Raw genomic sequence first — 24613 nt, 5'->3', positions numbered from 1 at the left:
ACTGCACAGAAAACTTAAGTCGTAAAGGGGGATCCGGCTGTGAAACCAGATGCGTCGCAGGCTCCGCAAGGTTCCTCCGTAAAAGCCCGGTGTTGCATCGTCGGCGGCGGGCCGGCCGGCATGATGCTCGGCTATCTCCTGGGGCGCGCCGGCATCAATGTCGTGGTGCTGGAGAAGCACGCGGATTTCTTCCGTGACTTCCGCGGCGACACCGTGCATCCCTCGACACTGCAGGTGATGGACGAGCTCGGCCTGATCGACGACTTCCTGAAGTTGCCGCATCAGCGCTTGCAGAAGATGGACGGCCTGTTCGGCGGCACGCCCGTTCGCATCGCCGATCTCAGCCGGCTGCGCACCAAGTACCCGTTCATCGCCTTCATGCCGCAATGGGATTTCCTGAATTTCCTGCGCCAGGCCGGCCAGCGCTTCGCCTCGCTGAAGGTGATGATGAACACGGAAGCCGTCGATCTGATCCGCCGCGGCGAGACGATCGCCGGCGTGCGGGCGAAGACACCGGACGGCATCGTGGACATCGAAGCCGATCTCACCATCGCCTGTGACGGCCGGCATTCGACCGTGCGCCAGCGTTCCGGCCTCGAGGTCGAAGAGATCGGCGCGCCAATGGACGTGCTGTGGTTTCGCGTCGGCCGCAAGCCGGACGAGACCGAGAACCTGTTCGCGCGCGTCGAGCCCGGCAAGATGATGATCACCTTCGACCGTGGCGACTACTGGCAATGCGCCTATGTCATCGCCAAGGGACAATACGACGCGGTGAAGGCGAGGGGATTGCAGGCGCTGCTCGACGACATCGTTTGTATGGCGCCGATCCTGAAGAGCGGCATTGCCGATGTGAAGAGCTTCGACGACATCAAGCTGCTCACCGTCGCGATCAACCGCCTGACGCGCTGGACGCGGCCGGGCCTGCTTCTCATCGGCGATGCCGCGCATGCGATGTCGCCGGTCGGCGGCGTCGGCGTCAATCTCGCCGTGCAGGATGCGGTCGCGACCGCAAACCTGCTGGTGGACAAGATGCGGCACGGCTGCCCGTCCGAGGACGAGCTCGATGCCGTGCGCCGTCGCCGCCAATTCCCGGTGAAGATGACGCAGCGAATGCAGATGATCGTGCAGAACAACATCATCAGCGGCGCCTTGCAGGGCGGCGATCGGCCGCTGAAAGTGCCGCTGATCGTGCGCCTCATCACCGCGCTGCCGTGGCTCCAGGGCATTCCGGCGCGCCTGCTTGCGCTTGGCGTGCGGCCCGAGCACGTGCAGTCGAAGGCTGCGCCGGCACCGTAGTGCAAGGACTTTACTGCAAGGACTTGGTAGGGATAACGCCGTGTTAAATCGGGCGCGGCGCGTTGCCTGCGTGCAACAGCGCGGACGGATTGAAGGCACGCGGCCTGCCAATCCAAGGTCTTAACTTTCTTGATTCAAATTTGAGTAAGATCTGCGTGTGAGCGTGCACCCATCAAAGGACACGGGGTGTAACATGCGTAACAAATTGATTGCCGCCTTCGCCTGCACGACCGCTCTGGTTTCGACCGGCGCGGCTTCCGCCGCCGATCTCGGCGCGCGCTACACGAAGGCGCCGGCCTATATGGAGTCGATGTTCAACTGGACCGGCTTCTATGTCGGCGGTCACATCGGCGGCGCATGGACCAACGAGCAGTTCATCAACAACGGCACCGGCGCGCCGTTCGGCGATCTTTCACCGGGCGATTCCTTCCGGCAGCGCAAGTCCGGCATCATGGGCGGTGCCCAGATCGGCTATAATTGGCAGGCCAACAACTACGTGTTCGGTATGGAAGGCACCATCTCCGGCCTCGACAACAAGGGCTCCATCACGAACAATGTCTTTGGCACTGGTCTTGATGATCAATTCAGCTGGCGCGCCAACGTGCTCGCGACAGTGGTCGGCCGCGCCGGCTTCGCCGTGCAGAACAATTTGTTCTACATCAAGGGCGGCTACGCCGGCGTGAACAACCGTCTGTCGGTCACCGACACGGTCGGCGTGGCCACCGGTTCTGGCGGTCAGACGCATTGGGCCAACGGCTGGACCGTCGGCGCCGGCTGGGAATATGGCATCACCCGCAACTGGATCGTCGGCCTCGAGTACAACTACGCAGCCTTCGGCGGCCAGACCTATCAACTCGGCGGCACCTCGGGCAATTACAGCTTCGATGCCAAGCCGCGCGACATCCAGTGGGCCGTCGTGCGCGCCAGCTACAAGTTCGACGCGCCGGTCATCGCCCGCTACTGAGTGCGTCAACGAACGACCAAGCAGCTATAAAAGACCATCACGGCCCAAATTTAAAAGCCCCGGCATTGTCCGGGGCTTCTTTTTGTGTGCAGGCTTTTCGCGTGCGGCCTACGCCATCACCGAGAAGCCGCCATCGACGGGGATCGCAGTGCCGGTGACGAAGTTCGATGCGGACGAGGCAAGGAACACGGTGATGCCGGCGAAGTCGTCGATGTCGCCCCAACGCCCCGCGGGCGTGCGCGCCAGCACCCGCTCGTGCAATCCCGATACCTGCTGCCGCGCACCGCGGGTCAGGTCGGTGTCGATCCAGCCTGGCAGGATGGCATTGACCTGGATGTTGTCGGGCGCCCATGCATTGGCGCAGGCGCGCGTGTACTGAACGATGCCGCCCTTGCTCGCCGCATAAGCCGTCGCGAAGCTCGCGCCGAAGATCGACATCATCGAGCCGATGTTGATCACCTTGCCGTTGCCGGACGCCTTCAGCGCCGGATAGGCCAGCTTCGAGCACACGAAGGCGCTGGTGAGGTTGGTGTCGATCACCTTGTTCCATTCGTCGAGCTCGAGCTCGTGCGGCGGCTTGCGGATGCTCATGCCGGCATTGTTGATGAGGATATCGATACGGCCGAGATCCTTGACGACGCGATCGATCATCGCCGCGACCGCCGCCTGGTCGGTGACATCGGTGGGAACAGAGATCGCCTTCACGCCGCGCTGACTGAGATCGGCGACGGCGGCGCCGGATTTGGTTTCGTTGCGCCCGACCACGACGATATTGGCGCCGGCATCGGCGAGGCCACGGGCCATGCCGAGCCCGATGCCGCCATTGCCTCCCGTGACAATCGCGACTTTGCCGCGGAGATCGAACCGACTGGATGTCATGCTGCTATTCCCTGGTTTCTTCTATTGGTTGCTTTGCCAGATCAGCACCAGCCCGAAGCCGGCCATGGCAGCGCCATAGCCGGCCCATTGCAACTGGTTGACCATGAAGCTCGATCGCGGCCACGCGACGGTGCCCGTGCCCTGTCCGATCCAGAGCAGCCCGACGGCAAGGGCAAACAGGCCTGCGATCAGCAGAAATCTGCGCATGCATTCCTCCCCATCGGTCCGCTTCTGTCGTGACGCGGCATAAACGATTGCCGCAGTCCCGAAAACCTGGCGGAGACTAGCCGTAGCCGTGGTTCGGATACAACGGCCGCTGATGCAGGCCGCAACGAGGATGCATGTCTATACGCAAGACCGTGGAAAGCGTCGCGGCCGCAGCTCGCGTCGACCCTCTGCGTACACATTACTGAAAGCGGGCATCAGCCGCTAAAAGCACCGCACAACGAAAAAGCCCCGGACAATGCCGGGGCTTTGACGTCTGAACGGTTAGGTCAGATCAGTACTTCGCGACGACCGGACCGGTCCAGTTGAAGCGGTAGACCAGCGATGTCGAGATCGTCTGGTTCCAGCTGTTGGCGCGGATGCTGTTGCCGACCGGAACGTTGCCGGCATCGAACAGGATGTCCTGCGTCTTGGCGTTGTAGAAGGCCGAACGATATTCGGTCTTCATGAACCAGCCGGGCGACTGGATGCCGAAAATGTTCAGGTTGTTCTCGACGCCGCCGCCGACGAACCAGCCGTTGCGGTTGTAGCCGTTGAGATGAACACCGGCCGGAGTGCCAGCCAAGGTCATGAAGTTGGTGCTGCCGAAGTGGGCGCCGGAGTAACCACCGTTGACGTAGGAGAGAACGTTGGGAGCGACCAGCCAGCCGAGGCGCACACCAGCGGCCCAGGAGTCTTCCAGCTTCTGGTTGCCGGTGATGAGCAGGGTCGGATCCTGGATGGTAGCACGGATGCTCCCGAACTGACCGTCAGCGAACACGCCGGCGACCCAGGTACCGCTGAACTGCCAGTCGTAGCCGAGACCGACGGTGCCGAACCAGCCCGAGCCACCCTGGCGCTGATCGATCGTCAGGGGAACTGCGCCGACCGTGGTCTGCACGCGCTGGTCAGAGGCCGAGAGGCCGCCGCCGGCGCCACCGAAGATGTAGAAGCCGGTCCAGCTGGCGACGGGCGCCGCCATCGGGGCCTTCACGTACGGACGGGCGCCAAGGTCAGCGGCCGAGGCCGAACCGGTCATCGCGGCAACCGTGGTCAGTGCGAGCAAAATCTTCTTCATTTTAAATCCCCAAGCTTTGGTCTGTCTGGCAGGCGCGAGCGCACTGAAGTCCGAGTGATCTGATGCCCGGACTATAGCCGCTTCTCGCGGAATTGCTGTTGCAGGACAGGCACAGTCGCCGGGAAACGCCGCACGGCGGGGATTCAGGGCGCTGTCGCTCGAAGATGAAATAATATCACATTCTCAGCAGGTTATGTCGATTTGTGAGTTTTGAGTTTTGGTAACCTCTCGTTAGCAAATCCGGCTTTGTCCGAAATGGAGGCAGTCCTGCATCAGTCCTGCTCGGTGAGTCGTTGGCCGAGTCGCGATGCTACGAGGCCGGGAATCAACAAAGCGAGGCGGACGATTGGCAGGATCGGCGGGGTAGGGCCGTTGCCGTCCCAAAACAAAAGAGCCCCGGTCTTCGTGCCGAGGCTCTTGATGGGATGCGGAGCGCCAGCGCCTGCGGATCAGACGTCCAGCAGTTCCTCGCTGGCGAATTCGGCCTTGTCCGAGATGAACGCGAAACGCGCCTCGGCCTTGGTGCCCATCAGGCGCTCCACCGAATCCGCCGTAGTGTCGCGGTCGTCGGCGAGCAGAACCACTTTCAGCATGGTCCGCTTGGCGGGATCCATGGTGGTTTCCTTGAGCTGCGCCGGCATCATCTCGCCGAGGCCTTTGAAGCGATTGACCTCGACCTTGGCGTTGGCGTTGAACTCGCTCTTGATCAGCGCTTCCTTGTGCGCGTCATCGCGGGCGTAGACCGACTTCGTGCCGTTGGTCAGCTTGTAGAGCGGCGGCACGGCGAGAAAGAGGTGGCCCTCGTCGATCAGCCGCGGCATCTGGCGGTAGAAGAAGGTGATCAGCAGCGAAGCGATGTGGGCGCCGTCGACGTCGGCGTCGGTCATGATGATGATGCGCTGATAGCGTAGATCCTCTTCGCGATACTGCGCGAGCATGCCGCAGCCGATCGCCTGCACGAGGTCGGCGAGCTGCGTGTTTGCCGTCAGCTTGTCCTTGCCGGCGGACGCGACGTTGAGGATCTTGCCGCGCAGCGGCAGCACGGCTTGGGTCTTGCGGTCGCGCGCCTGCTTGGCGCTGCCGCCGGCCGAGTCGCCCTCGACGATGAAGAGTTCTGAGCCTTCCAGGCCCGCATCGCTGCAGTCGGCGAGCTTGCCGGGCAGGCGCAGCTTCTTGCCGGCGGTCTTGCGCGCGGTCTCCTTTTCCTGGCGACGGCGCAGCCGCTCTTCGGCGCGGTCGACCACGAAGTCCAGCAGCCTGTTGGCCTGGTTCGGATTGCCCGACAGCCAATGGTCGAACGGATCCTTCATCGCCTGTTCGACGATGCGTTGTGCTTCTGCGGTGGCGAGACGGTCCTTGGTCTGGCCCTGGAATTCAGGCTCGCGCACGAACACCGAGAGCATCACGGCTGCACCGACCATCACGTCTTCAGACGTAATGGACGACGCGCGCTTGCCCTGGCCGACGCGCTCGGCGTGATCCTTCAGGCCGCGCAGCAGTGCGCTGCGCAGGCCGGATTCGTGCGTGCCACCGTCGGGCGTCGGCACGGTGTTGGTGTAGGACGACAAGAAGCCGTCGGCATCCGCGGTCCAGGCCACAGCCCATTCGCAGGCGCCATGCGCGCCGTTGCGGCCCGACTTGCCGGAGAAGATGTCGGGATGCACCAGCGTGTCGGCGTGGATCGCGGCGGCCAGATAATCCTTGAGGCCGCCCGGAAAATGGAACGTCGCTTCCGCCGGCACGTCGTCGACGCCCTTGAGCAGTTCGGGCGCGCAATTCCAGCGGATCTCGACACCGCCGAACAAATACGCCTTCGAACGCGTCATCTTGAACAGGCGCTGCGGCTTGAACGCGGCCTTGGCGCCGAAAATGTCGGTGTCCGGCTTGAAGCGCACGCGGGTTCCGCGGCGATTGTTGACCTTGCCGAGATCCTCGAGCTTGCCCTTCGGGTGCCCGCGCTCGAACGTCATGCGGTAGAGTTTCTGGCTGCGCGCGACCTCGACCTCGAGCAGCGAGGAGAGGGCGTTCACCACGGAGATGCCGACGCCGTGCAGGCCGCCCGAGGTCTCGTAGACCTTGGAGTCGAACTTGCCGCCCGAGTGCAGCGTGCACATGATGACTTCGAGCGCCGACTTCTTCGGGAATTTTGGGTGGGGATCAACGGGGATGCCGCGGCCGTTATCGGTGACGGTCAAAAAGCCGTCCGCGCTCAACTCGACTTCGATGAAGGTCGCATGCCCCGCCAAAGCCTCGTCCATCGAGTTGTCGATGACTTCGGCAAAGAGGTGATGCAACGCCTTCTCGTCGGTGCCGCCGATATACATGCCGGGCCGGCGGCGCACCGGTTCCAGGCCTTCGAGCACCTCGATGTCAGCCGCGGTGTAGTCGGCTTCGGCGCCGCCTGCGCGCGGCGCTGCCTTGGCAGAGCGCGACTTCGGTTCGTCGCCGCCGAAAAAATCGTCTTTTGCTTTGGGCTTCAACTGCTTGGACATATATCTCTATGCGTTTTGGGGGCCGCATCAGCGGCGAATCGGTTGGGCCGACTATGCCACTTCTGACCTGGAAAGGTTATCGCAGGGCGGGCCGGGGGCTGCGGTTGGGAGCCAATCCCGGCGATTTTACGCCGCAGCCCCACCAATTCCCGGCAATTTGACGTCCAGGTTCCATCTGGACCGGGCTTTGTGACTTGATGTCACACAAGTCCTTGGCTTACCAGTCCTTTTCATCTGGCAGCACGATGCGGCAGGGCGGGAAGGCTATTTTTGAATGGAGCAGTATGCGCACGCCCTGGCCGATTTCGTGCGCGCTCACCAGGCCTGGGCCGCTCCCATCGTGTTCCTGCTCGCATTCGGGGAGTCGCTCGCCTTCATCTCGCTGCTGATCCCGGCCTGGGGTGCGTTGGTCGCGATCGGCGCGCTGATTGGCGCGAGCGGCATCAGCTTCTATCCGGTCTGGATCGCCGGCGGCATCGGCGCGGCGCTGGGCGACTGGGTCTCCTATTGGTTCGGCTACCGCTACAAGGAGCAGGTCGCCCAGATGTGGCCGCTCTCGCGCTATCCGGAACTCCTGCCCAGGGGCGAGGCCTTCGTGCGCAGCTGGGGCGTGCCGAGCATCTTCATCGGCCGCTTCTTCGGTCCCTTGCGCGCCTCGGTGCCACTTGCCGCCGGCATTTTCGAGATGCCGTATTGGAGCTTTCAGGCCGCCAATTTCGTCTCGGCGCTGGTCTGGTCGGCGGCGCTGCTGCTGTTCGGCGACGTGATCGCGAAGGTCATGGAGTGGATCTGGCGCGTGGTGTGATTGAACCAGGCTCGCGATCCAAGGGGATCGTCGGGAGACCCGTCGAGGTGGGAGAAACTTAAAAGTCGTTCTTTCTGAGAGTGCCGCCGGTAATTTTCGCTTGCTAGTTGAGCTGCGGACCTGATTGGCCGAGCGCTCATAGATGATCGTACGAATTTATTCAGCCTTCCTGGCGGCGTTGCTCCTGCTAACGCCATGCACGAGATCGTTTGCCGCGGAGCCGCCCGGCCCGGAAACGAAGACCGGCTGGATCGACCCCGGCTGGCGGCGAACGATAGCACGTCATACCGTCACATTCGATGAGACGGGGCTGAGCAACGAGGTCTTCGAGTTCGAGATCAAGGCGCTCGATGAAAAGGGTGCCGAGGCGATCGCGCAGCAGAGTTTTCAGTACAACGGCTATTTCGACGAATTGTCGTCAACGGCGCTCGCCACCCTCAAGGCCGATGGCAGCGTCGTCGTGGTTGACGAACGTGCCATCCGCGATCAACCGGCTTCGATAGAATCCTCTTCGCCCTATTTCGACGAGGTTCGCGACAGGATCATCGCCTTTCCGCACGTTGCTGCCGGCGACAGCGTCCGCGGGCGTCTGATTTACAAGGCGAGGCAGGCGAGATTTCCAGGCGAATTTGCGCGCGTCTGGCGCGAGCCGGCAAACCAACCGCCGGAATTGCTCGAAGTGATCGTGGACGGACCGGCGTCCAGGCCGCTGCGCATCGCAACGCGCAATGTCGAGCACTGGGAAGAGAGGGTAGACGACCGCATTGTCCATCGCGTGCATTTCCGGCAGGACACGCCCAGGCCTGGCCAGATCGACGATGAGACTCTCTCATATGCCACGCGTTTCGAAGCGAGCACATTTGCCGACTATGCTGCTTTCGCGGCGAGGCTGGACGCCCGCAACGCGCCCATGGCGCGACCGGACGAGAAGATCACGCGACTTTCGCGGGAGATCACTGGCGATGCGACCGGCTCACGGGCGAAGATCGAGCGCATTTACAATTGGGTGGCCCGCAACATCCGCTACGTCGGAATTGGACTGGAGGACGGCGGCTGGATCTCACAGCCGGCCTCGGCCGTGCTCGCGTCGCGCTACGGCGATTGCAAGGCGCACGCGACGTTGTTCAAGGCGCTGCTTGCTGCCCAGGGCATAGAGGCCAATCTGGTCGCGGTGAACGCGGGCGCCAGATACACGCTTACCGAAGTGGCGACGCCGAATTTCGACCATGCGATCGCCTATGTCCCGGAGATCGACCAGTATCTCGATCCGACGGCCTCACTCTTTGCCTTCGGTTCGCTGCCACCGGAGCTCGCGGGCAAGCCGGTCCTCAATATCGACAAAGGCACGTTGGGACGCATTCCAATGATCGAGGCGGCGAGCTTCCGTCTGGCCGCGGAAACGGACTACGTTCTCGGCAAGGACGGGAAACGCGAGGCGCAGTCGATCCTGTCCGGCACCGGGGTCGGCGCGCAGCTGGGACGCGTGTTCGCGCAGGGGCTGGATGATGCGGATCGGCGCATGACCGCCAGGAAGCTGATCGAGCAGGCCGGCCTGACCGGCAGCGGCGACTACACCTATCCGAATCCGCGCGAGCTGAGGGACGATTTCGCGATCACGTCCACGTTTCAGATTACCAAACCGGTCAGTCTCGAAAGGCCGGCCCGCGTCAGGATGCTGCCTTTGACCGATCCAAGGCGATCGCTGCTGCGGCTGGCCGTGCGTCAGTCCAGTGGCCGGCCTTTCACTTGCCGGCCGATGGAATACCGCGAGGTCGCTTCACTCGCGATCCCCGATAACATCTTCTTCTACGAGAAACCTGCGCCGATCGACTATTCGCAGACGTTCGAAGGCCGGACGGGCTACGGATCCGTCCACGGCCGGATTGAGGTCCGCGGCACCATCGACATCGATGGAAAGACCATCCGCTCCACGGCGGTGCTTCGCCTCACGCTCGACGCGCCGGTCTGTCCGGCGGAATTTGCCGCGATCATCGAGAAGGGCTTCGACAAGCTCGATGAGTTCAGGTCTGCACCGATCGGCCTGACCCCGCAGGGCGCATTTTCGGTCATTGAGGTCAGCGCCGATTACACTGAGGGGGCGAATGCTTATCTTGCTCACGATTTCGAACGCGCGATGGAGCGGTTGAAACCGCTGGCCGAAATCGGCAACGCCCGCGCCCAGGCCCATGTGGGGGCGATGTACAGGGACGGTAGCGGGACCAGGCGCGACGCCGGGGAAGCGGTCAGATGGTTTCGCCTGTCCGCCGAGCAGGGCGACGCCTACAGCCAGGAGCAGCTTGCTTACCTCCACGAAACGGGTCCGGGGCAGGTTCGCGACGAGAAGCAGGCGGCCGATTGGTACGCCAAGGCGGCGGAGCAGGGTAAGGCCTACAGCCAGGCGCGCCTTGCCGCCCTGTACCGGGACGGTCGTGGTGTTCCACAGGACTTTGCCCTGGCCTTCGATCTGTTTTCGCGGGCGGCCGAGCAGGGCTCCACGTACGCGCAGATGAGTCTCGGTCTGTTGCACGTCAAAGGCCAGGGCGTGCCGCAGGATCTTGCCAAGGGCATATCCCTGCTACGCTTGGCCGCCGACCAGAACGACGGCTGGGCTCAATACAATCTGGGTTGGGCCTACGAGAGTGGCACCGGCGTGCCGAAGGATAAGCAGCAGGCGATCAGGTGGTACAGCAAGGCGTCCGATCGAGGAAACGAACAGGCAGGCGCTCGTCTCTACGAGCTGACCCGTGGCGGCAGTTCCTTTTGGGGCTCGCTCTTCAGCGGTCTCGGCCTCGCGCGATGGTAGGGCGATAGCGGGGTATCCGCCGGTCGCTTCGGGGCGGGGCGCCGCCGATCGTTCCAAACCTTGACGTCCGTCCGATATGGCCTTATAGCCCCGCGCCATGATCAACGCCGCGACCATTTTGTTCGCCCGTCGCCGCCGCCGCAGTCTTGCGGTTTGGGCGGTCGATCGCGTTTGAGATCATCGTCTTTGCCGCTGGATCCGATCCGCGGCATTCTCTCTCCTGTCAGCGCGATCTGATCCGGCGGCCCCCAAGGAGGCCAGCAGGAGACCACGATGTACACGCCACCCTTTTTCAAGCAGGACCGCGCCGCGAGCCTCAAATTCGCGGGCGAGCGCGGCTTCGGGACGATGTGCGCGTTCGACGGCCACAAGCCCGTCGCCTCGCCAATTCCGTTCTACCTGACTTATGCCGCTGACGGCACGCCGCAGGCCGCCTTTCACGTCGCCCGTCACAATCCGCTGCCAAAGCTGGCGGACGGCGCGGCGTCCTGGCTGCTCGCGGTCAACGGCCCCGATGCCTATGTATCGCCGGACTGGTACGTCTCGCCGGATCAGGTGCCGACCTGGCTTTACCAGTCGGTGCATCTGAGCGGGCCGGTGCGGCTGCTGTCGGATAGCGAGTTGGCGGTGCAGATCGACACGCTCAGTGAGAAGTTCGAGAGCTGGCTGTTGCCGAAGACGCCGTGGACGTCGGGCAAGATGGCGGCCGGCCGGCTCGAAACGTTGAAGAAGGCGATCGTGGGTCTGGTCATGACGGTTGAGGAGGTCGAAGGCAGCTTCAAACTCAACCAGCACAAATCCGACGCCGACTATATGGCGATCGCCAACGCCCTCGGGGCGCAAGCCCATGCTGGTGCCAGAGAGATCGCGCAACTGATGCAGGACGTGAGGCCGGAAGCCTTCGTGAACGAAACGAACATGCTCGAAAGGAGCGCGCCATGAGCCTTTCTGAAACCAGCCTTACTGAAACGACGAAAGCACCGACTGCTGGCGCTACGAAGAAGCCCGCCACCGTCTTCGTCGATGGCGGCTCCGGCACGACCGGGCTCGGCATCAACGAGCGCCTGAAGCTGCAGAGCGACGTGGTCGTGAAGACGATCGCCGACGACAAGCGCAAGGACCCCGCGGCCAAGAAGGCGCTGATGGAGGAGGTGGACCTCGTCATCCTCTGCCTGCCGGATGACGCCGCGAAGCAAACCGTCGCCCTCATCGACAGCATGGGCGTCTCGGCCCCGAAGGTGCTGGACGCCTCGACCGCGTACCGGGTTGCGCCCGACTGGGCCTATGGTTTTCCGGAACTGACACCGGACCAGGCCGGCAAGATCAAGGCTGCGAAGAAGGTCTCCAACCCCGGCTGCTATCCGACCGGCGCGATCGCGCTGCTGCGGCCGATCGTCGATGCCGGCCTGCTGCCGCAGGACTATCCGATCACCGTCAACGCGGTGAGCGGCTATTCCGGCGGTGGCAAGTCGATGATCGCGAGCTTCGAGGACGGCAGCGCGCCGTCCTTCGAGCTCTACGGCCTCGGCTTCGAGCACAAGCATCTGCCGGAGATGCAGCTCTATTCGAACCTGACGCGGCGGCCGATCTTCATCCCGTCCGTCGCCAATTATCGGCAGGGCATGCTGGTCTCGGTGCCGCTTCAGCTCGACACGCTGCCCGGCAAGCCCAGCGGCGCCGATCTCCAGGCCGCGCTGGCAAAGCGTTACGCCGGCTCAAAATACGTCTCGGCGATGCCGCTGCAGAACGAGGCGATCAAGGGCGGCAAGCTCGAACCGGAAGCGCTCAACGAGACCAACATGCTCGAGCTCTACGTCTTCGCCAGCGACAAATACCACCAGGCGGTGCTGGTCGCCCGGCTCGACAATCTCGGCAAGGGCGCGTCCGGCGCGGCCGTGCAGAACATGCGGCTGATGCTGGGATTGCCGGAGGCGTAGGGCACTTGTGCCTCGGGCACAGCGCAGCACTTCTTCAATGATGCGCTGCAGAGCCGGGGCCTATTCTTCCTGCTTCGCCTGTGGCTTTCTGGATCCCGGCTCGCGCTTCGCCCTGTCAGGGACGCGCGATCAAACCATCTTGAATATCGCGACGGCCAGCACGGCCTGTGCAGCGAAGCCGACCAGGAAGGCAGCTGTGCGGAATACAGGAACGCCCATCACGTAAACAATCAGATGCGCCACGCGCGACCAGAAATAAACGGCGCTGGCAAGCACCGTCCATTTCGTCGAATAGTCGACCGCGTTGAGGATGAGCACCAGCGACGCGAAGATGACGAGATTCTCGACGGCATTGTCGTGCGCGAACATGAGCCGGTTCGCCCACTCGGCGAGCGGCTTGTCGCCGCGCGAGGGATTGGCCATCGCGCCACCGAGACCGCGAATCTGGCAGCGGTTGATGGTGTAGGGAATCCAGAGGATTCCGGTCAGGACCACCGTCAGTGTCAGCCAGAACAATTCACGCGTCATAACCCGGTCCCCTCATCAATCTCTGCTGCAGGCGTGGAGCTTATACGAAAGCGCGAAAGATTCTGCTATGCGCGAACCCTGACATAGCTGCCGGGCGCGTCCTCGATCGGCGGAAACGCCTCGCTGCCGACCGTGCGCGCAGGGACTTCCTCCGGGTCGAGCTCGCCCAGCCATTGCCGCCAGTCCGGCCACCACGAGCCCTTGTGCTCGACCGCGCCCTTCATCCACTCGGCGACGTTGGTGGCCTTGACGTTGTCGTTGGTCCAGTACTGGTATTTGTTCGAGGCGGGCGGATTGACCACCCCGGCGATGTGACCCGAGCCGGACAGCACGTATTTCACCGGGCCGCCGAAGAACTGCGAGCCATACAGCACCGATTCCGCCGGCGCGATGTGGTCCTCGCGGGTCGCCAGATTGTAGACGGGCACCATGACCTTGGAGAGATCGAGCAGAGTGTTGTCCAGCACCAACGTGCCGGTCGAGAGCCGGTTCTCCAGATAGCAATTGCGCAGATAGTAGGAATGGTTCGACGCGGTCATGCGCGTCGCGTCCGAATTCCAGTGCAGCAGGTCGAACGCGCTTGGCTGCTGGCCCTTGAGGTAATTGCTGACGACATAGGACCAGATCAAATCGTTGGAGCGCAGCATGTTGAAGGCCATCGCCATCTTCGAGCCTTCGAGCACGCCCGCCGCCTTCATGTCCTGCTCGACGGCTGCGATCTGCTCCTCGTCGACGAACACGAGCAAATCACCTGCATGGGTGAAGTCGACCTGTGCCGCGAAGAACGTCGCTGACGCCACGCGCTGGCGGCGCTTCTCGGCGAGCCAGGCCAGCGTGGTCGCGAGCATGGTGCCGCCGACGCAATAGCCGGCGGTGTGCACCTTCATCTCGCCGGTGACCTTCTCGATCACGTCCATCGCCGTGAGCGGGCCTTCCTTCATGTAGTCTTCCCAGCTCTTGGCTCCGAGCCGCTTGTCCGGATTGACCCATGAGATCACGAACACGGTGATGCCCTGGTCGACGCACCATTTGATGTAGGATTTCTCCGGCTTGAGATCGAGGATGTAGAACTTGTTGATCCAGGGCGGGATGATCAGGAGCGGCGTGCGCAGCACGTTCTCCGTCGTCGGCGCATACTGGATCAGCTGCATCATCTCATTCTGAAAGATCACCTTGCCCGGCGTCGTCGCCATGTTCACGCCGACGACGAGGTTGTCCGGATCGGACTGGCGGATCTTCAGCGTGCCCTTGCCGGCGGCGATGTCCTCGGCCAGCATCTTCAGGCCGCGCGCGAGATTTTCGCCATTGCTGGCCAGCGTCGCGCGCAGCACTTCCGGATTGGTCAGCACGAAGTTGGAGGGCGACAACGCGTTGGTGACCTGCTGGATGTAGAACTCGGCCTTGCGGCGGGTCTGCGGATCGAGCCCCTCGGCGTCGCGCACAAGCTCCTGCGCAAATTTTGTCGTGAGCAGATAGAGCTGCATCACGAAATCGAAGAACGGGTTCGACTTCCATTCCGGATCGGCAAAGCGCTTGTCGCGCGGCGAGGGCGCGATCGCAGGCGGGGCGTCCTGGCCGGCCAGGCGCCGCGCCGCCGAGCCCCAGAGGTCGAGATAGTCCTTGGCAAGCTTGGTCTGGAGCTCGGACGACCGCGAGGTATCCGACAGCCAGTATTCGGCGACAGCCGTGAAGGCCTTGACGACCTCGGCAAGCTCCGCGGGCGGACGATCCTGCACCTCGCCGCTCTCGCGCGGCTTGAGATATGCGGCGAGCGCCTTGCCGCCGTTCTCCATCGCCCGCGCGACATTCATCGCGAAGGCTTCCGCATCGAACTTCGTTTCGGGTTTGGGCGTATCGGTAGTGGCCATATTCATGAGCAGAACAGTAGCGATTCATTCCGTATTCGTCACCGCGAAGCTCGCATGTTTGGCGTTAAACACTCGCGAAGATGTGTTGCAGTGCGACAAATTTTCTTGGTTCCGTCACAATCGAGCCGCACCGCTCGGCTTGGTGGTCCCGGGCTGTTTTCTCGCTCGCACCATTTGGGCAGCAATGGTTTGAGCTTGGGCGCGGAGTTGGGTAAGGTTGCCCGGGGCCGTGCTTTGGGACGAGGTGGGGATTTCCCAAGTGTTGGCGTTGAGGGACCTGCAAAAGTCGCGGCTGATTTGCGGCGCGCTGCTGATGGCGGCGCTCGCCCTGGGCGGTTGCTCGAGCCAGCTTGCGGATATGACGCCCGCCGATGCGCAAGCGCATCCCAGGGAGCCCGGCAGCTATCTGCCGGTGCACGATCTGCCGCCGGAGCGCGATCAGGCGGTCATGCCGCCGGACCAACGCGCCAAGATCGAGGCCGAGCTCGCTGCCGCGCGCGACCGTCAGGCGGTTGCCACCAAGGACGCGAAATAAGGCGCTGCAAGGTAATCGCTGGCGCCTCGGCCTTGCCGTGCTAAAAGACCTCAGTTCAGCCGAGAGTCAGGGCGAACGACTTCAGTCACCGTCGTCGATGATTGCTCTAAGTATTTGATCTTGAGTAATTTTCGCGAAGGAGGCGGGCGCCTTTCCGCATGGTCGTTATGGCCTGTCGATTCTGTCCAGACCGGTTGCCCGGAGCCGAGAGAGCCATGGAAGAATTTTACCGCATCCGCCGCCTTCCACCTTACGTGTTCGAACAGGTCAACCGGGCCAAGGCGGCCGCGCGGAATGCCGGCGCCGACATCATCGACCTCGGCATGGGCAATCCGGACCTGCCGGCGCCGGCGCATGTGCTGGAGAAGCTGAAGGAGACGCTGGGCAAGCCGCGCACCGACCGCTACTCCGCCTCCCGCGGCATCCCCGGGCTGCGCCGGGCCCAGGCCGGCTACTACGCCCGCCGCTTCGGTGTGAAGCTCGATCCCGACACCCAGGTGGTGGCGACGCTCGGCTCCAAGGAGGGCTTTGCCAACGTGGCGCAGGCGATCACCGCGCCCGGCGACGTCATCCTTTGTCCGAATCCGAGCTACCCGATTCACGCCTTCGGCTTCTTGATGGCGGGCGGGGTGATCCGCTCGGTGCCTTCGGAGCCGACGCCGCAATTCTTCGAGGCGGCCGAGCGGGCGATCGTGCATTCGATCCCGAAGCCGCTGGCGCTCGTGGTCTGCTATCCTTCGAACCCGACCGCCTATGTCGCGAGCCTCGACTTCTACAAGGACCTGGTCGCGTTCGCGAAGAAGCACGAGATCCTGATCCTGTCCGATCTCGCTTATGCCGAGGTCTATTTCGACGAGAACAACCCGCCGCCTTCGGTGCTCCAGGTGCCGGGCGCAATCGACGTCGCCGTCGAATTCACCTCGATGTCGAAGACCTATTCGATGGCCGGCTGGCGCATGGGCTTCGCCGTCGGCAACGAGCGCGTGATTGCGGCGCTCGGGCGCGTCAAATCCTATCTCGACTACGGTGCGTTCACGCCGATCCAGGTCGCAGCGACCGCCGCGCTGAACGGACCGGACGATTGCATCAAGGAGATGCGCGACACCTACCGCAAGCGGCGCGATGCGCTGGTTGACTCGTTCGGCCGAGCTGGCTGGGAGATCCCGCCGCCGGAGGCATCGATGTTCGCCTGGGTGCCGCTGCCGGAAGCCTTCCGCAGCGTCGGCAGTATGCAGTTCGCGACCCTGATGGTGGAGAAATCCGGTGTCGCGGTCTCGCCCGGCGTCGGCTTTGGCGAGCATGGTGAAGGATATGTCCGCATCGCCATGGTGGAAAACGAGCAACGGATCAGGCAGGCCGCGCGCGGCGTGCGCCGCTTCCTTGAAAGCGGCATCGAAACGTTGCACAACGTCGTTCCGCTCGCCACTCGGCGCTAAGTTCTCTTCCGCAGGTTTTCCAAAGCATCATGGTTGCACCCCTGAAAGTGGGCATAGCGGGGCTCGGCACCGTGGGCGCCGAAGTTGTCCGTTTGATTGAAACGCAGGCACGCGTGCTCGCGGGCCGCAGCGGCCGCGGAATCCGCGTCGTCGCCGTCACCGCGCGCTCGAAGGCCAAGAAGCGCGGCGTCGATCTGCGTGGCATCGAATGGGTCAAGGATCCGCTTGCCCTCGCCACGCATCCCGGCATCGACTGCTTCGTCGAGCTGATGGGCGGTTCCGGCGATCCCGCGCTGTCGGCGGTCGAAGCCGCGCTCGGTGCCGGCAAGTCCGTTGTCACCGCCAACAAGGCGTTGCTCGCCAAGCACGGCCTCAAGCTGGCCAAGGCCGCCGAAAAGCACGGCGGCGCGCTGAATTTCGAGGCAGCCGTCGGCGCTGCGATCCCTGTCATCAAAACGTTACGCGAGGGTCTTGCCGGAACCGGCATCAACCGGGTCTACGGCATCCTCAATGGCACCTGCAATTACATCCTGACCCGGATGGAGCAGGAGGGCCTGTCCTTCGCCGAATGCCTGAAGGATGCGCAACGGCTCGGCTATGCCGAAGCCAATCCGTCATTCGACGTCGACGGCCACGATACCGCGCAAAAACTCGCCATTCTCGCCAGCCTCGCTTTCGGCACGAAAGTTGCTCAAAGCGCGGTGTATGTCGAAGGTATCTCCTCCATCGCGCCGGAAGATCTCCGTGCGGCCGACGATCTCGGTTACCGGCTCAAGCTCCTCGGTGTCGCGGTTCGCACCGCCACGGGCATCGAGCAGCGCGTGCATCCGACCATGGTTCCAAAATCCTCATCGATCGCGCAGGTGATGGGTGTCACCAACGCGGTCACGATCGATGGCGAGGGCATCCCGCCGATCACGCTGGTCGGCCCCGGTGCCGGCGGTGCTGCGACCGCATCCGCCGTCGTCGCCGATATCGCCGATGTCGCCCGAGGCATTCGCGCCAATCCGTTCGGCCGGCCGATTTCGCAGCTCCAGGATACCAAGAAGGCGCCGATGGAGCGCCACGAGGGCGGCTACTACATCCGCCTTCTGGCACGCGATTTCCCGGGCACCGCGGCTGCGATCGCGACCCGCCTCGCGGAGCAGAAGATTTCGATCGAGTCGATCGTGCAGCGCCATCCCAATGGCGGCGCTGCGCCGGCAGACGGCAAGGCGGTCCCGGTGCCTGTCATCCTCATCACCTATGCCACGCATGAGGACGCCGTGCGCCGCGCGCTCGCGGCCGTGCAAAAGGACAAGGTGATCAGCGGGCGGCCGCAGGTGATCCGGATCGAGAAGAACTAGGGCATGCTCCGGAAAAGTGCAAAGCGGTTTTCCGGAAAGAGCATGCTTCAGCAATGACACGGTTCGAACGAACTGTGGGTGTTACGAGTTGATGCGGACGGGGATTTCCGTCCAAAACCGTTTCGAAGGAGTGAGCCGATGTCGACCCATATTTCTGTCCCGCCGCAAGCGTTGCTCGAGCGCATTCTCACGCTGGAGATCGTGCGTGTGACGGAGCGGGCGGCGGTGTCCTCGGCGCGCCTGCGCGGGCACGGCAATGAGAAGGCGGCCGACCAGGCCGCGGTGGACGCGATGCGGCGCGAGCTCAACAAGCTGCCGATCGAGGGCACCATCGTCATCGGCGAGGGCGAGCGCGACGAGGCGCCGATGCTCTTCATCGGCGAGAAGGTCGGCATGAACGCCGGCCCGCAGGTCGACATCGCCGTCGACCCGCTCGAAGGTACCACGCTGTGCGCCAAGAACATGCCGGGCTCGATTGCCACCATGGCGATGGCCGACGGCGGCACGCTCTTGCACGCCCCCGACGTCTACATGCAGAAGCTCGCGATCGGTCCCGGCTATGACAAGGGCGTCGTCGAGCTCGATGCGACACCGGCCGAAAACGTCCGCCGCCTCGCCAAAGCCAAGGGCGTCAAGCCTGACGGCATCACCGTTCTCGTGCTCGACCGTCCGCGCCATGCCAGCATCATCGAGAGCGTGCGCTCGACCGGCGCCGCCGTGCGCCTCATCACCGATGGTGACGTCGCCGGCGTGATCCACTGCGCCGACCCCGACAATACCGGCGTCGACATGTATCTCGGCACCGGCGGCGCGCCGGAAGGCGTGCTCGCGGCCGTGGCGCTGCGCTGCATCGGTGGCCAGATGCAGTGCCGCCTCATCCTCGACTCCGACGAGAAGCGCGAGCGCGCCGCCAAGATGGGCGTGAACGATCCCAAGATGATCTACGGCATCGAGGACATGGCGCGCGGCGACTGCCTGTTCGCCGCCACCGGCGTCACCACGGGCTCGCTGCTGTCAGGCGTCAAATTCCGCAAGGACGGCGTGATCGAGACAGAGACGGTGGTGATGCGTTCGGTCACCGGCACCGTGCGTTACATCAAGGCCGAGCACCGCGAGCTGGCGAAGTTCCACCTGGACTGAGTCACAACGTGCGGCCGTCATTCCGGGCCTGCGCCTCGCGGCGCATCCCGGCATGACCAACAATAGGCAACACAGGGAAGCGTCGATGTCAGACCTCACGGCCATCAAAGCGCTCGTGTTCGACGTGTTCGGCACCGTCGTGGACTGGCGCACCAGCCTGATCACGGACTTCATGTGGTGGGCGAAGGGCCGCGGCATCTCCGCCGACTGGACCGCCCTGGTCGACGGCTGGCGCGGCATGTACATGGCCTCGATGGACGACGTGCGCAAACATCCCGAGCGCGGCTATGTCATGCTGGACGATCTGCATCGCCGCTCGCTGGAAAAGCTGGTCGAGCAATTTTCGATCAAAGGCCTGACCGAAGCCGATCTCGATCACCTCACCAAGGGCTGGCATCGCCTGCATCCGTGGCCCGACAGCGTCGCGGGGCTAACGCGGCTGAAGACGAAATTCGTGATCTCGCCGCTGTCGAACGGCAATGTTGCGCTGCTGACCAACATGGCGAAGTTCGCTGGCCTGCCGTGGGACCTCGTCATGTCGGCCGAGCTGTTCGAGCACTACAAGCCCGATCCCGAAACCTACCTCGGCGCCGCGCGGCTGCTTTGCCTCAAGCCGGAAGAGGTGATGATGGTCGCCGCCCACAACGGCGATCTCGCCGCCGCGCAGAAGAACGGGCTGAAGACCGCCTTCGTGGCGCGGCCGACCGAATACGGTCCGCTCCAGAAGGTCGACTTCGAGGCCACCGGCAAGTGGGACATCGTGGCCAAGGATTTTGGCGGGATAGCCGACCGGCTGGGGTGCTAGGGCGGCTGCGACTTTGGCCGTCCACCTTGCGGCGGCGTGCCTGTCGCGCTGTGCTTCTTGTTGGTCCTTGCCGCCCGCCACACCTCGATGAGCAACGCGGGGACAATGCTGTGCGCGGGGCAACGATTCCACGCGTCGGCAAAGAATGCGAAGCCCGGATCGGAGGCACGTTGCTGGCGGGCGTCTTCGACCGCGAGCAGCACCAACGTCCGTGACCGCAGCCGGATCAAACCAACGCAGTCTCCATCGCGCGCCTCGCGGACCACGCGCGCGGGCGCGCGCAGGGTGCGAAGCAGCGCATCCTGCGGTTCGATCTTCGCCAGACTGTCGCCGCGAAGCACCAGCTCGCGCATCAGATCGATCGACTTTACGATGTTGCCCATTGCAAGCGCAGTTGCATGCGCGCAAGCCATATTACCGCGCGAGGTTGCTTCAATTCGATCGAGCGAAGCCTTCAACGCGCCGCTGCGCCTGATCCAGTATGCACGCAGCGGCCAGGCCGACAGCCAGGCCTGCAACGTGCGCGCGGCGGCGTAGGACTCCTCGCTCGCAATATAGTCGGCGAAGAAGAGCCGGCCTATCGCTTGCTGAACAACGACGCCCATGCTGCGATGCGCGTGCCCGTCGCGGATGTAGTTGCCGAGCTCGGCGATCTCCGGCGCGATCCGTTGCAACAGTGGCTCGACATCCGAAAGCGCGGATTCGAGGGTCGCCTGATGGGCCGCGCGCAATGGATCGTGCCGGTCGCGAAATGCCGGCCAGATGTCGCCATCAGGTGTGCGGAAAACTGCGAGCTTTGCCGCGACCGAGCGATTGAACAGGCCACCGCGGCCAGACAGTGAGCGGGCGACCCTACCCGCATTGTTGACGCGGAGCAGTTCGTCGGGATCGCGGACGAGCGCGACGCGGACGAGGCCCGGAATGCTGAGGATGAGGGCCATGGGTCAGCCTCGCAGCACGTTCCAGGGGGCAAAGGCGTTGTTGACGCCCTCGAGCGCCGGTCCGAGTTGCGGCACATGCCGCAGCAGGACCGATTTCATCCCGTTTTTGTGGACCCAGTCCAGACCGAAGTTCGTGTAAACTTCCGCCCGGTAATCGTCGGTGAAGAAGCGGTCGCTCTTGAGACGCCGCGATGCCATCAGGATGAAGATGCGGAAGGCGGTATCGCTGAAGCCAAAACCGTCCGGCAGGTCCTCGGCCAAGAGCCCGACCATCAGATCAACGCGGTCGACGTCGCCCTTGTAGATCGCGCGCATCTTCCTCGCCGCATCGGGGATGCTGGTGATTTCCTCGAACGTCTTGACTCGCTTCTTGCCGACCAGCTCGCGGAAACGATTGTAGCGCGGCACGCCGCGCTCGCGATCGCGCATGATATCGATCGCGGCCACGTCGAGCAGCGGCTGCCCGTCCTTCGTGAACTGGCGCAGGAAGTTGGGATAATTGTGGAGGCGAATGGCGCCGGGATGAGCGGTGCCGAAGGAGTACATCAGGTTGGCGAAGCCGCGCGTCTCCATGAACTTGCGGGAGACGCCTCCCTGCATGTCGACCAGCTTGCAGTGTTCGACCTCTGCGGCGTCGAGCCGCCGCACATCCATGTCGTCCGGGATCAGCGGGTGCAGGCGGTAGACGGCGGTGAATTCCTCGGTCATGGCGTAGGGCGCGCTGTGCTGCTCCGTCGGAGAACCGATGATGCCATAGGCGGCTTCGCTGTTCTTGCCGAGCACCGCGCGCAGCACCCGGTACGGTATCCCCGACCAGTTGGCGTGCATGCTGAAGTCCAGTGCAGGATGGCCAAGGATGCCTGGCGTCCATTCGATGGTATGGATCTTGGCGATCAGGGCTCCGTTGATCAGGCGCGCACGCTGGAATAGCTCCTCGTCAATCCAGGTGGGATACCGCGTCTTCAAGCCGTCGCAGATGACATTGTGCTCACGCGCGAAGAGATTGTGCAGCAGGCTGAGCCCGACCCACCAATTGTCGTTGAATCCGGTGAGATCGGCACCTGGGTGAACTGGATCGGCAGGAAGCATTCCATCGTTGCCGATCTCGATCTTCCCATCGACCCCGGAACGGATCTGCATCTGCCTCGCGCGATCGCTGCCGTAGATCTGTCCGGCGTCCCACCAATGCGAGTTGAGGTTGCGAAATGTCGGTGCGGCGCCGAGCCATGATTCACGCGATGTCTCGTCGCGAACAGTGCGACGGATCTTCATGTAGCCGCCGATCCGCTCCTCCTTAGGCCATTCGTCGCCCGCCTTCAGTGGGATTTTGAACTCATTTCCCGACTCGGGCACTCCATGGCTGAACCAGTTATGCGTTTCGAACTGGATCCAGGCGGCGGCCAGCAGATTGAGACTGGTTGCGGGAATAAATTGGTCGCGCGCCAGCAATTCCTCCGAAATCTCGCGCGGACTGGGTTCGAGCAGATCGTCTACGCTGTCCGGGACGCATTCCGGCAGCGGGAAATTGCGTCCGAACCGGGCGCCCGCCATGCCCATGCGCGGATGGTCGAGGTTGTTGAACGAGCCGTCGGCGGAACGCCACCGGTCGTTGCCAGGGCTCCAGCCAGGCGACGTCGTGCCGTAGCCGGTATGGTGGAGGTTGTGCGCCCGCAGCCGGTCGCGGAACACCGAAAGATTGGCAGCTCCGAGCAGGGTCGGCAGGTGGTCCCATGTGACAAAGAAGTTTATGGCCCGATAGACAACATCCAGGACCGCCTGGAGCAGGCCACGATGGAAGACAAAACCATCATTCTCGCGGGACATCGACGTTCCCCGACGCAATCGCGTGAAATAAATTCGACTTGCAACTAGTAAATGCAGTTCATTTAGCACCAAAATGCCCGTCTGCCAACGCCGGCTTGCCGGACGCTGCGGTCGCCCGTCACTCAATTTCTCCTGTCGGTTAAATGTTTGCTCGGATAGGATGTCATACAGCCGTGGGTGCATCGGGCGACCCGGCTGAATTTCGTGAGCGGGGCGAAGCTGCGCGACAACGAGCTACAACCTCGTGAGAACCAGGCCGGCACCGACGTCGGCAAGACCGAAAAGCCATCTTAAGTTGCGTGTTTCGCCGTCAAGGGGGTGACGCAGATGGGCAATATGGTTCGCAATTACGACGGCGGGATCACAAGCTCACCCGCGCAGCTGGTGTCACCGCGCTCCGTCGACGAGATTCAATCGATCCTCAGGGATGCCGACCGCTACCCAAGCCCTGTTCGGGCGATGGGCAGCTATCATTCCTTGACGCCTTGCGCGTCCTCGGACGGGACGATCATCGACATGTCCGGGATGAGCCGTATCCTCAAGATCGATCCACACAGCATGACGTTCACGGCCGAGGCGGGTCTCCAGTTCATTGCCGCATCGCGGGCGTTGCGGGCGATGAACCTCCAGTTTCTGACCAATATCGAGATCGGGAACATGACACTCGGCGCGGCGGCCTGCTGCCACACCAAGGACGGCCTGGACGGCGGCGAGTTCGGGCAGGTCGGCTCGTACATCACAGCGATGAAGTGGGTGACGCCCAGCGGCGGGTTGGCGGAAGCATCGGAGGATAAAAACCCGCAAGTGATGTACTTGATGCGCTCGAGCTATGGCCTGTGCGGCGTCATCTACGAGGTGACGTTTCGCATCAAGCCGCTGGAAGCGGTCCACTTCAGATATTTGCCGCGCCCGATCGGAGAGCTGACCGAGAAGGAAGTGGATGGAATCATCGATGCATCGCGAGGCTTGATTTGCTGGACGGTCGGTCGAAAGGCACACTTCCAGACGCGACATCCTATCGATAGGGTTGGGCCGTTAGGGTCGCTGTTCGCGGCCAGCCGCCGTGCCCTCTGGAACCATACGGAAGCCCGCGTTGGCAGGTTTATCGACAGCAGCATCCCGACCAAGCCTCTCAGGGATGCGTCGCTCGACACGTGGTTCGTTGGCAGCCGGTTGTTAATGTCGTTCCTGCACCTGGTCGGCGGAGCGACGCTGTACAATCCCGACAAGACGATCGACTACAGCAAGACGCCGCCGTCGGCGCGATATGCATTTACATTCTGGGCATTTCCGCGGGCTGAATGGCTGAATGTGCTGCGCGACTACGTGGACTTCAGCGAAAAGTATTTCAAGGACCATGACTTCCGCTGCAACATGGCGCTTGGCTCCTACTTCATCCGGAAGGACGAGCATTCGTTGCTGTCCTACTCGCACGACGGAGACGTTTTTTCGGTCGACCCCATTCACGCCTTTACGGACAGGCCGGCGTGGGACGGGTTTTTGAAAGAGTTCAATGATTTCGCGCACAAGAGGAATGGCATTCCGTTGCTGAATCAGAGCCCGTTCGTCACCCGGCAGCATGTCACGGCCGCGTATGGTGCGCGATGGACGCGGTTTTCTGCGCAAGTCAGGCTGGAGGATCCGCACGGACGCATGCTGAACCCATTCTTTGCCGATCTGCTCTGAGCCGGTGATGGCCAGCCCGGAGCCATCATACGGAAGTTGACGTGCC

General features: G+C 63.2%; 20 protein-coding genes. 12 read left to right on the top strand and 8 right to left on the bottom strand.

Features of this window, described 5'->3' with window-relative positions:
* Positions 1–39: 39 nt before the first annotated feature.
* Together IVA88_RS22400 and IVA88_RS22395 are read left to right on the top strand one after the other, a co-directional pair.
* Positions 40–1296 (top strand): FAD-dependent oxidoreductase, encoded by a 1257-nt coding sequence (locus IVA88_RS22400; RefSeq protein WP_247499333.1) that lies wholly within the window; start codon positions 40–42, stop codon positions 1294–1296.
* A 193-nt stretch (positions 1297–1489) separates the two neighbouring features.
* Entirely contained in the window at positions 1490–2260 is a 771-nt protein-coding gene (locus IVA88_RS22395) for an outer membrane beta-barrel protein (RefSeq protein WP_247499332.1), read from the top strand.
* Positions 2261–2368: 108 nt separating this feature from the next.
* On the opposite strand, the gene IVA88_RS22390 is transcribed toward IVA88_RS22395, so the two are convergent.
* The 4 genes from IVA88_RS22390 to parE form a co-directional block, all read right to left on the bottom strand.
* A complete protein-coding gene (locus IVA88_RS22390) occupies positions 2369–3139 on the bottom strand; it encodes a glucose 1-dehydrogenase (protein WP_247499331.1) in 771 nt (256 codons plus the stop codon).
* Positions 3140–3160: 21 nt separating this feature from the next.
* Complete coding sequence (locus IVA88_RS22385) at positions 3161–3346, bottom strand: hypothetical protein (RefSeq protein ID WP_007609848.1); 186 nt, start codon at positions 3344–3346, stop codon at positions 3161–3163.
* A gap of 292 nt (positions 3347–3638) precedes the next feature.
* Entirely contained in the window at positions 3639–4421 is a 783-nt protein-coding gene (locus IVA88_RS22380; protein ID WP_247499330.1) for an outer membrane beta-barrel protein, read from the bottom strand.
* 449 nt (positions 4422–4870) lie between these two features.
* Positions 4871–6913 (bottom strand): DNA topoisomerase IV subunit B, encoded by a 2043-nt coding sequence (gene parE, locus IVA88_RS22375; protein WP_247499329.1) that lies wholly within the window; start codon positions 6911–6913, stop codon positions 4871–4873.
* 274 nt (positions 6914–7187) lie between these two features.
* Here parE and IVA88_RS22370 point away from each other — a divergent pair, with 274 nt between their 5' ends.
* From IVA88_RS22370 to argC, 4 genes are all read left to right on the top strand, one after another.
* Positions 7188–7718: a DedA family protein gene (locus IVA88_RS22370; protein WP_247499328.1), complete on the top strand. Its 531-nt coding sequence runs from the start codon at positions 7188–7190 to the stop codon at positions 7716–7718.
* A gap of 142 nt (positions 7719–7860) precedes the next feature.
* Positions 7861–10521 (top strand): DUF3857 domain-containing protein, encoded by a 2661-nt coding sequence (locus tag IVA88_RS22365; RefSeq protein ID WP_247499327.1) that lies wholly within the window; start codon positions 7861–7863, stop codon positions 10519–10521.
* 273 nt (positions 10522–10794) lie between these two features.
* Positions 10795–11463, top strand: coding sequence for an FMN-binding negative transcriptional regulator (locus tag IVA88_RS22360; protein WP_247499326.1), 669 nt, complete (start codon positions 10795–10797; stop codon positions 11461–11463).
* Positions 11460–12458 (top strand): N-acetyl-gamma-glutamyl-phosphate reductase, encoded by a 999-nt coding sequence (gene argC / locus IVA88_RS22355; protein WP_247499325.1) that lies wholly within the window; start codon positions 11460–11462, stop codon positions 12456–12458. Before IVA88_RS22360 ends, argC begins: the two co-directional genes overlap by 4 nt.
* Before the next feature lie 129 nt (positions 12459–12587).
* Here the strand turns inward: argC and IVA88_RS22350 are convergent, their stop codons facing one another.
* Together IVA88_RS22350 and phaC are read right to left on the bottom strand one after the other, a co-directional pair.
* Entirely contained in the window at positions 12588–12986 is a 399-nt protein-coding gene (locus IVA88_RS22350) for an MAPEG family protein (protein ID WP_247499324.1), read from the bottom strand.
* A gap of 65 nt (positions 12987–13051) precedes the next feature.
* Positions 13052–14860, bottom strand: a complete 1809-nt coding sequence (gene phaC, locus IVA88_RS22345; RefSeq protein ID WP_247499323.1) for a class I poly(R)-hydroxyalkanoic acid synthase — start codon at positions 14858–14860, stop codon at positions 13052–13054.
* Positions 14861–15113: 253 nt separating this feature from the next.
* On the opposite strand from phaC, the gene IVA88_RS22340 reads away from it, so the two are divergent.
* From IVA88_RS22340 to IVA88_RS22320, 5 genes are all read left to right on the top strand, one after another.
* The gene (locus IVA88_RS22340) at positions 15114–15389 is read left to right on the top strand and encodes a hypothetical protein (protein ID WP_247499322.1); all 276 of its coding nucleotides are present in this window, start codon (positions 15114–15116) and stop codon (positions 15387–15389) included.
* Between the two features lie 215 nt (positions 15390–15604).
* A complete protein-coding gene (locus IVA88_RS22335; protein WP_247499321.1) occupies positions 15605–16825 on the top strand; it encodes an LL-diaminopimelate aminotransferase in 1221 nt (406 codons plus the stop codon).
* A 29-nt stretch (positions 16826–16854) separates the two neighbouring features.
* Positions 16855–18171 (top strand): homoserine dehydrogenase, encoded by a 1317-nt coding sequence (locus IVA88_RS22330; protein ID WP_247499320.1) that lies wholly within the window; start codon positions 16855–16857, stop codon positions 18169–18171.
* A 138-nt stretch (positions 18172–18309) separates the two neighbouring features.
* Complete coding sequence (glpX, locus tag IVA88_RS22325; protein WP_007609885.1) at positions 18310–19311, top strand: class II fructose-bisphosphatase; 1002 nt, start codon at positions 18310–18312, stop codon at positions 19309–19311.
* Positions 19312–19396: 85 nt separating this feature from the next.
* Positions 19397–20116, top strand: coding sequence for a haloacid dehalogenase type II (locus IVA88_RS22320; RefSeq protein WP_247499319.1), 720 nt, complete (start codon positions 19397–19399; stop codon positions 20114–20116).
* Here IVA88_RS22320 and IVA88_RS22315 read toward each other — a convergent pair.
* Both IVA88_RS22315 and IVA88_RS22310 read right to left on the bottom strand, forming a co-directional pair.
* Positions 20113–21057: a hypothetical protein gene (locus IVA88_RS22315; protein WP_247499318.1), complete on the bottom strand. Its 945-nt coding sequence runs from the start codon at positions 21055–21057 to the stop codon at positions 20113–20115. The two genes, IVA88_RS22320 and IVA88_RS22315, sit on opposite strands and share 4 nt — an antisense overlap.
* A gap of 3 nt (positions 21058–21060) precedes the next feature.
* Positions 21061–22881 (bottom strand): peroxidase family protein, encoded by a 1821-nt coding sequence (locus IVA88_RS22310; protein WP_247499317.1) that lies wholly within the window; start codon positions 22879–22881, stop codon positions 21061–21063.
* Positions 22882–23208: 327 nt separating this feature from the next.
* Here IVA88_RS22310 and IVA88_RS22305 point away from each other — a divergent pair, with 327 nt between their 5' ends.
* Positions 23209–24567: an FAD-binding protein gene (locus IVA88_RS22305; protein ID WP_247499316.1), complete on the top strand. Its 1359-nt coding sequence runs from the start codon at positions 23209–23211 to the stop codon at positions 24565–24567.
* Positions 24568–24613 lie beyond the last annotated feature (46 nt).

Source organism: Bradyrhizobium sp. 149, assembly GCF_023073915.1.
Taxonomy (GTDB): Bacteria; Pseudomonadota; Alphaproteobacteria; order Rhizobiales; family Xanthobacteraceae; genus Bradyrhizobium.
Note: the sequence above shows the minus strand (reverse complement) of the source record. Positions and strands in the feature narration are given on the sequence as shown.

Excerpts from the sequence above, each read along its gene's own strand:
- IVA88_RS22395 (WP_247499332.1), top strand. The coding sequence starts at position 1,490 with ATGCGTAACAAATTGATTGCCGCCTTCGCCTGCACGACCGCTCTGGTT.
- IVA88_RS22390 (WP_247499331.1), bottom strand. The coding sequence starts at position 3,139 with ATGACATCCAGTCGGTTCGATCTCCGCGGCAAAGTCGCGATTGTCACG.
- IVA88_RS22385 (WP_007609848.1), bottom strand. The coding sequence starts at position 3,346 with ATGCGCAGATTTCTGCTGATCGCAGGCCTGTTTGCCCTTGCCGTCGGG.
- IVA88_RS22380 (WP_247499330.1), bottom strand. The coding sequence starts at position 4,421 with ATGAAGAAGATTTTGCTCGCACTGACCACGGTTGCCGCGATGACCGGT.
- parE (WP_247499329.1), bottom strand. The coding sequence starts at position 6,913 with ATGTCCAAGCAGTTGAAGCCCAAAGCAAAAGACGATTTTTTCGGCGGC.
- IVA88_RS22370 (WP_247499328.1), top strand. The coding sequence starts at position 7,188 with ATGGAGCAGTATGCGCACGCCCTGGCCGATTTCGTGCGCGCTCACCAG.
- IVA88_RS22365 (WP_247499327.1), top strand. The coding sequence starts at position 7,861 with ATGATCGTACGAATTTATTCAGCCTTCCTGGCGGCGTTGCTCCTGCTA.
- IVA88_RS22360 (WP_247499326.1), top strand. The coding sequence starts at position 10,795 with ATGTACACGCCACCCTTTTTCAAGCAGGACCGCGCCGCGAGCCTCAAA.
- argC (WP_247499325.1), top strand. The coding sequence starts at position 11,460 with ATGAGCCTTTCTGAAACCAGCCTTACTGAAACGACGAAAGCACCGACT.
- IVA88_RS22350 (WP_247499324.1), bottom strand. The coding sequence starts at position 12,986 with ATGACGCGTGAATTGTTCTGGCTGACACTGACGGTGGTCCTGACCGGA.
- phaC (WP_247499323.1), bottom strand. The coding sequence starts at position 14,860 with ATGAATATGGCCACTACCGATACGCCCAAACCCGAAACGAAGTTCGAT.
- IVA88_RS22335 (WP_247499321.1), top strand. The coding sequence starts at position 15,605 with ATGGAAGAATTTTACCGCATCCGCCGCCTTCCACCTTACGTGTTCGAA.
- IVA88_RS22330 (WP_247499320.1), top strand. The coding sequence starts at position 16,855 with ATGGTTGCACCCCTGAAAGTGGGCATAGCGGGGCTCGGCACCGTGGGC.
- glpX (WP_007609885.1), top strand. The coding sequence starts at position 18,310 with ATGTCGACCCATATTTCTGTCCCGCCGCAAGCGTTGCTCGAGCGCATT.
- IVA88_RS22320 (WP_247499319.1), top strand. The coding sequence starts at position 19,397 with ATGTCAGACCTCACGGCCATCAAAGCGCTCGTGTTCGACGTGTTCGGC.
- IVA88_RS22315 (WP_247499318.1), bottom strand. The coding sequence starts at position 21,057 with ATGGCCCTCATCCTCAGCATTCCGGGCCTCGTCCGCGTCGCGCTCGTC.
- IVA88_RS22310 (WP_247499317.1), bottom strand. The coding sequence starts at position 22,881 with ATGTCCCGCGAGAATGATGGTTTTGTCTTCCATCGTGGCCTGCTCCAG.
- IVA88_RS22305 (WP_247499316.1), top strand. The coding sequence starts at position 23,209 with ATGGGCAATATGGTTCGCAATTACGACGGCGGGATCACAAGCTCACCC.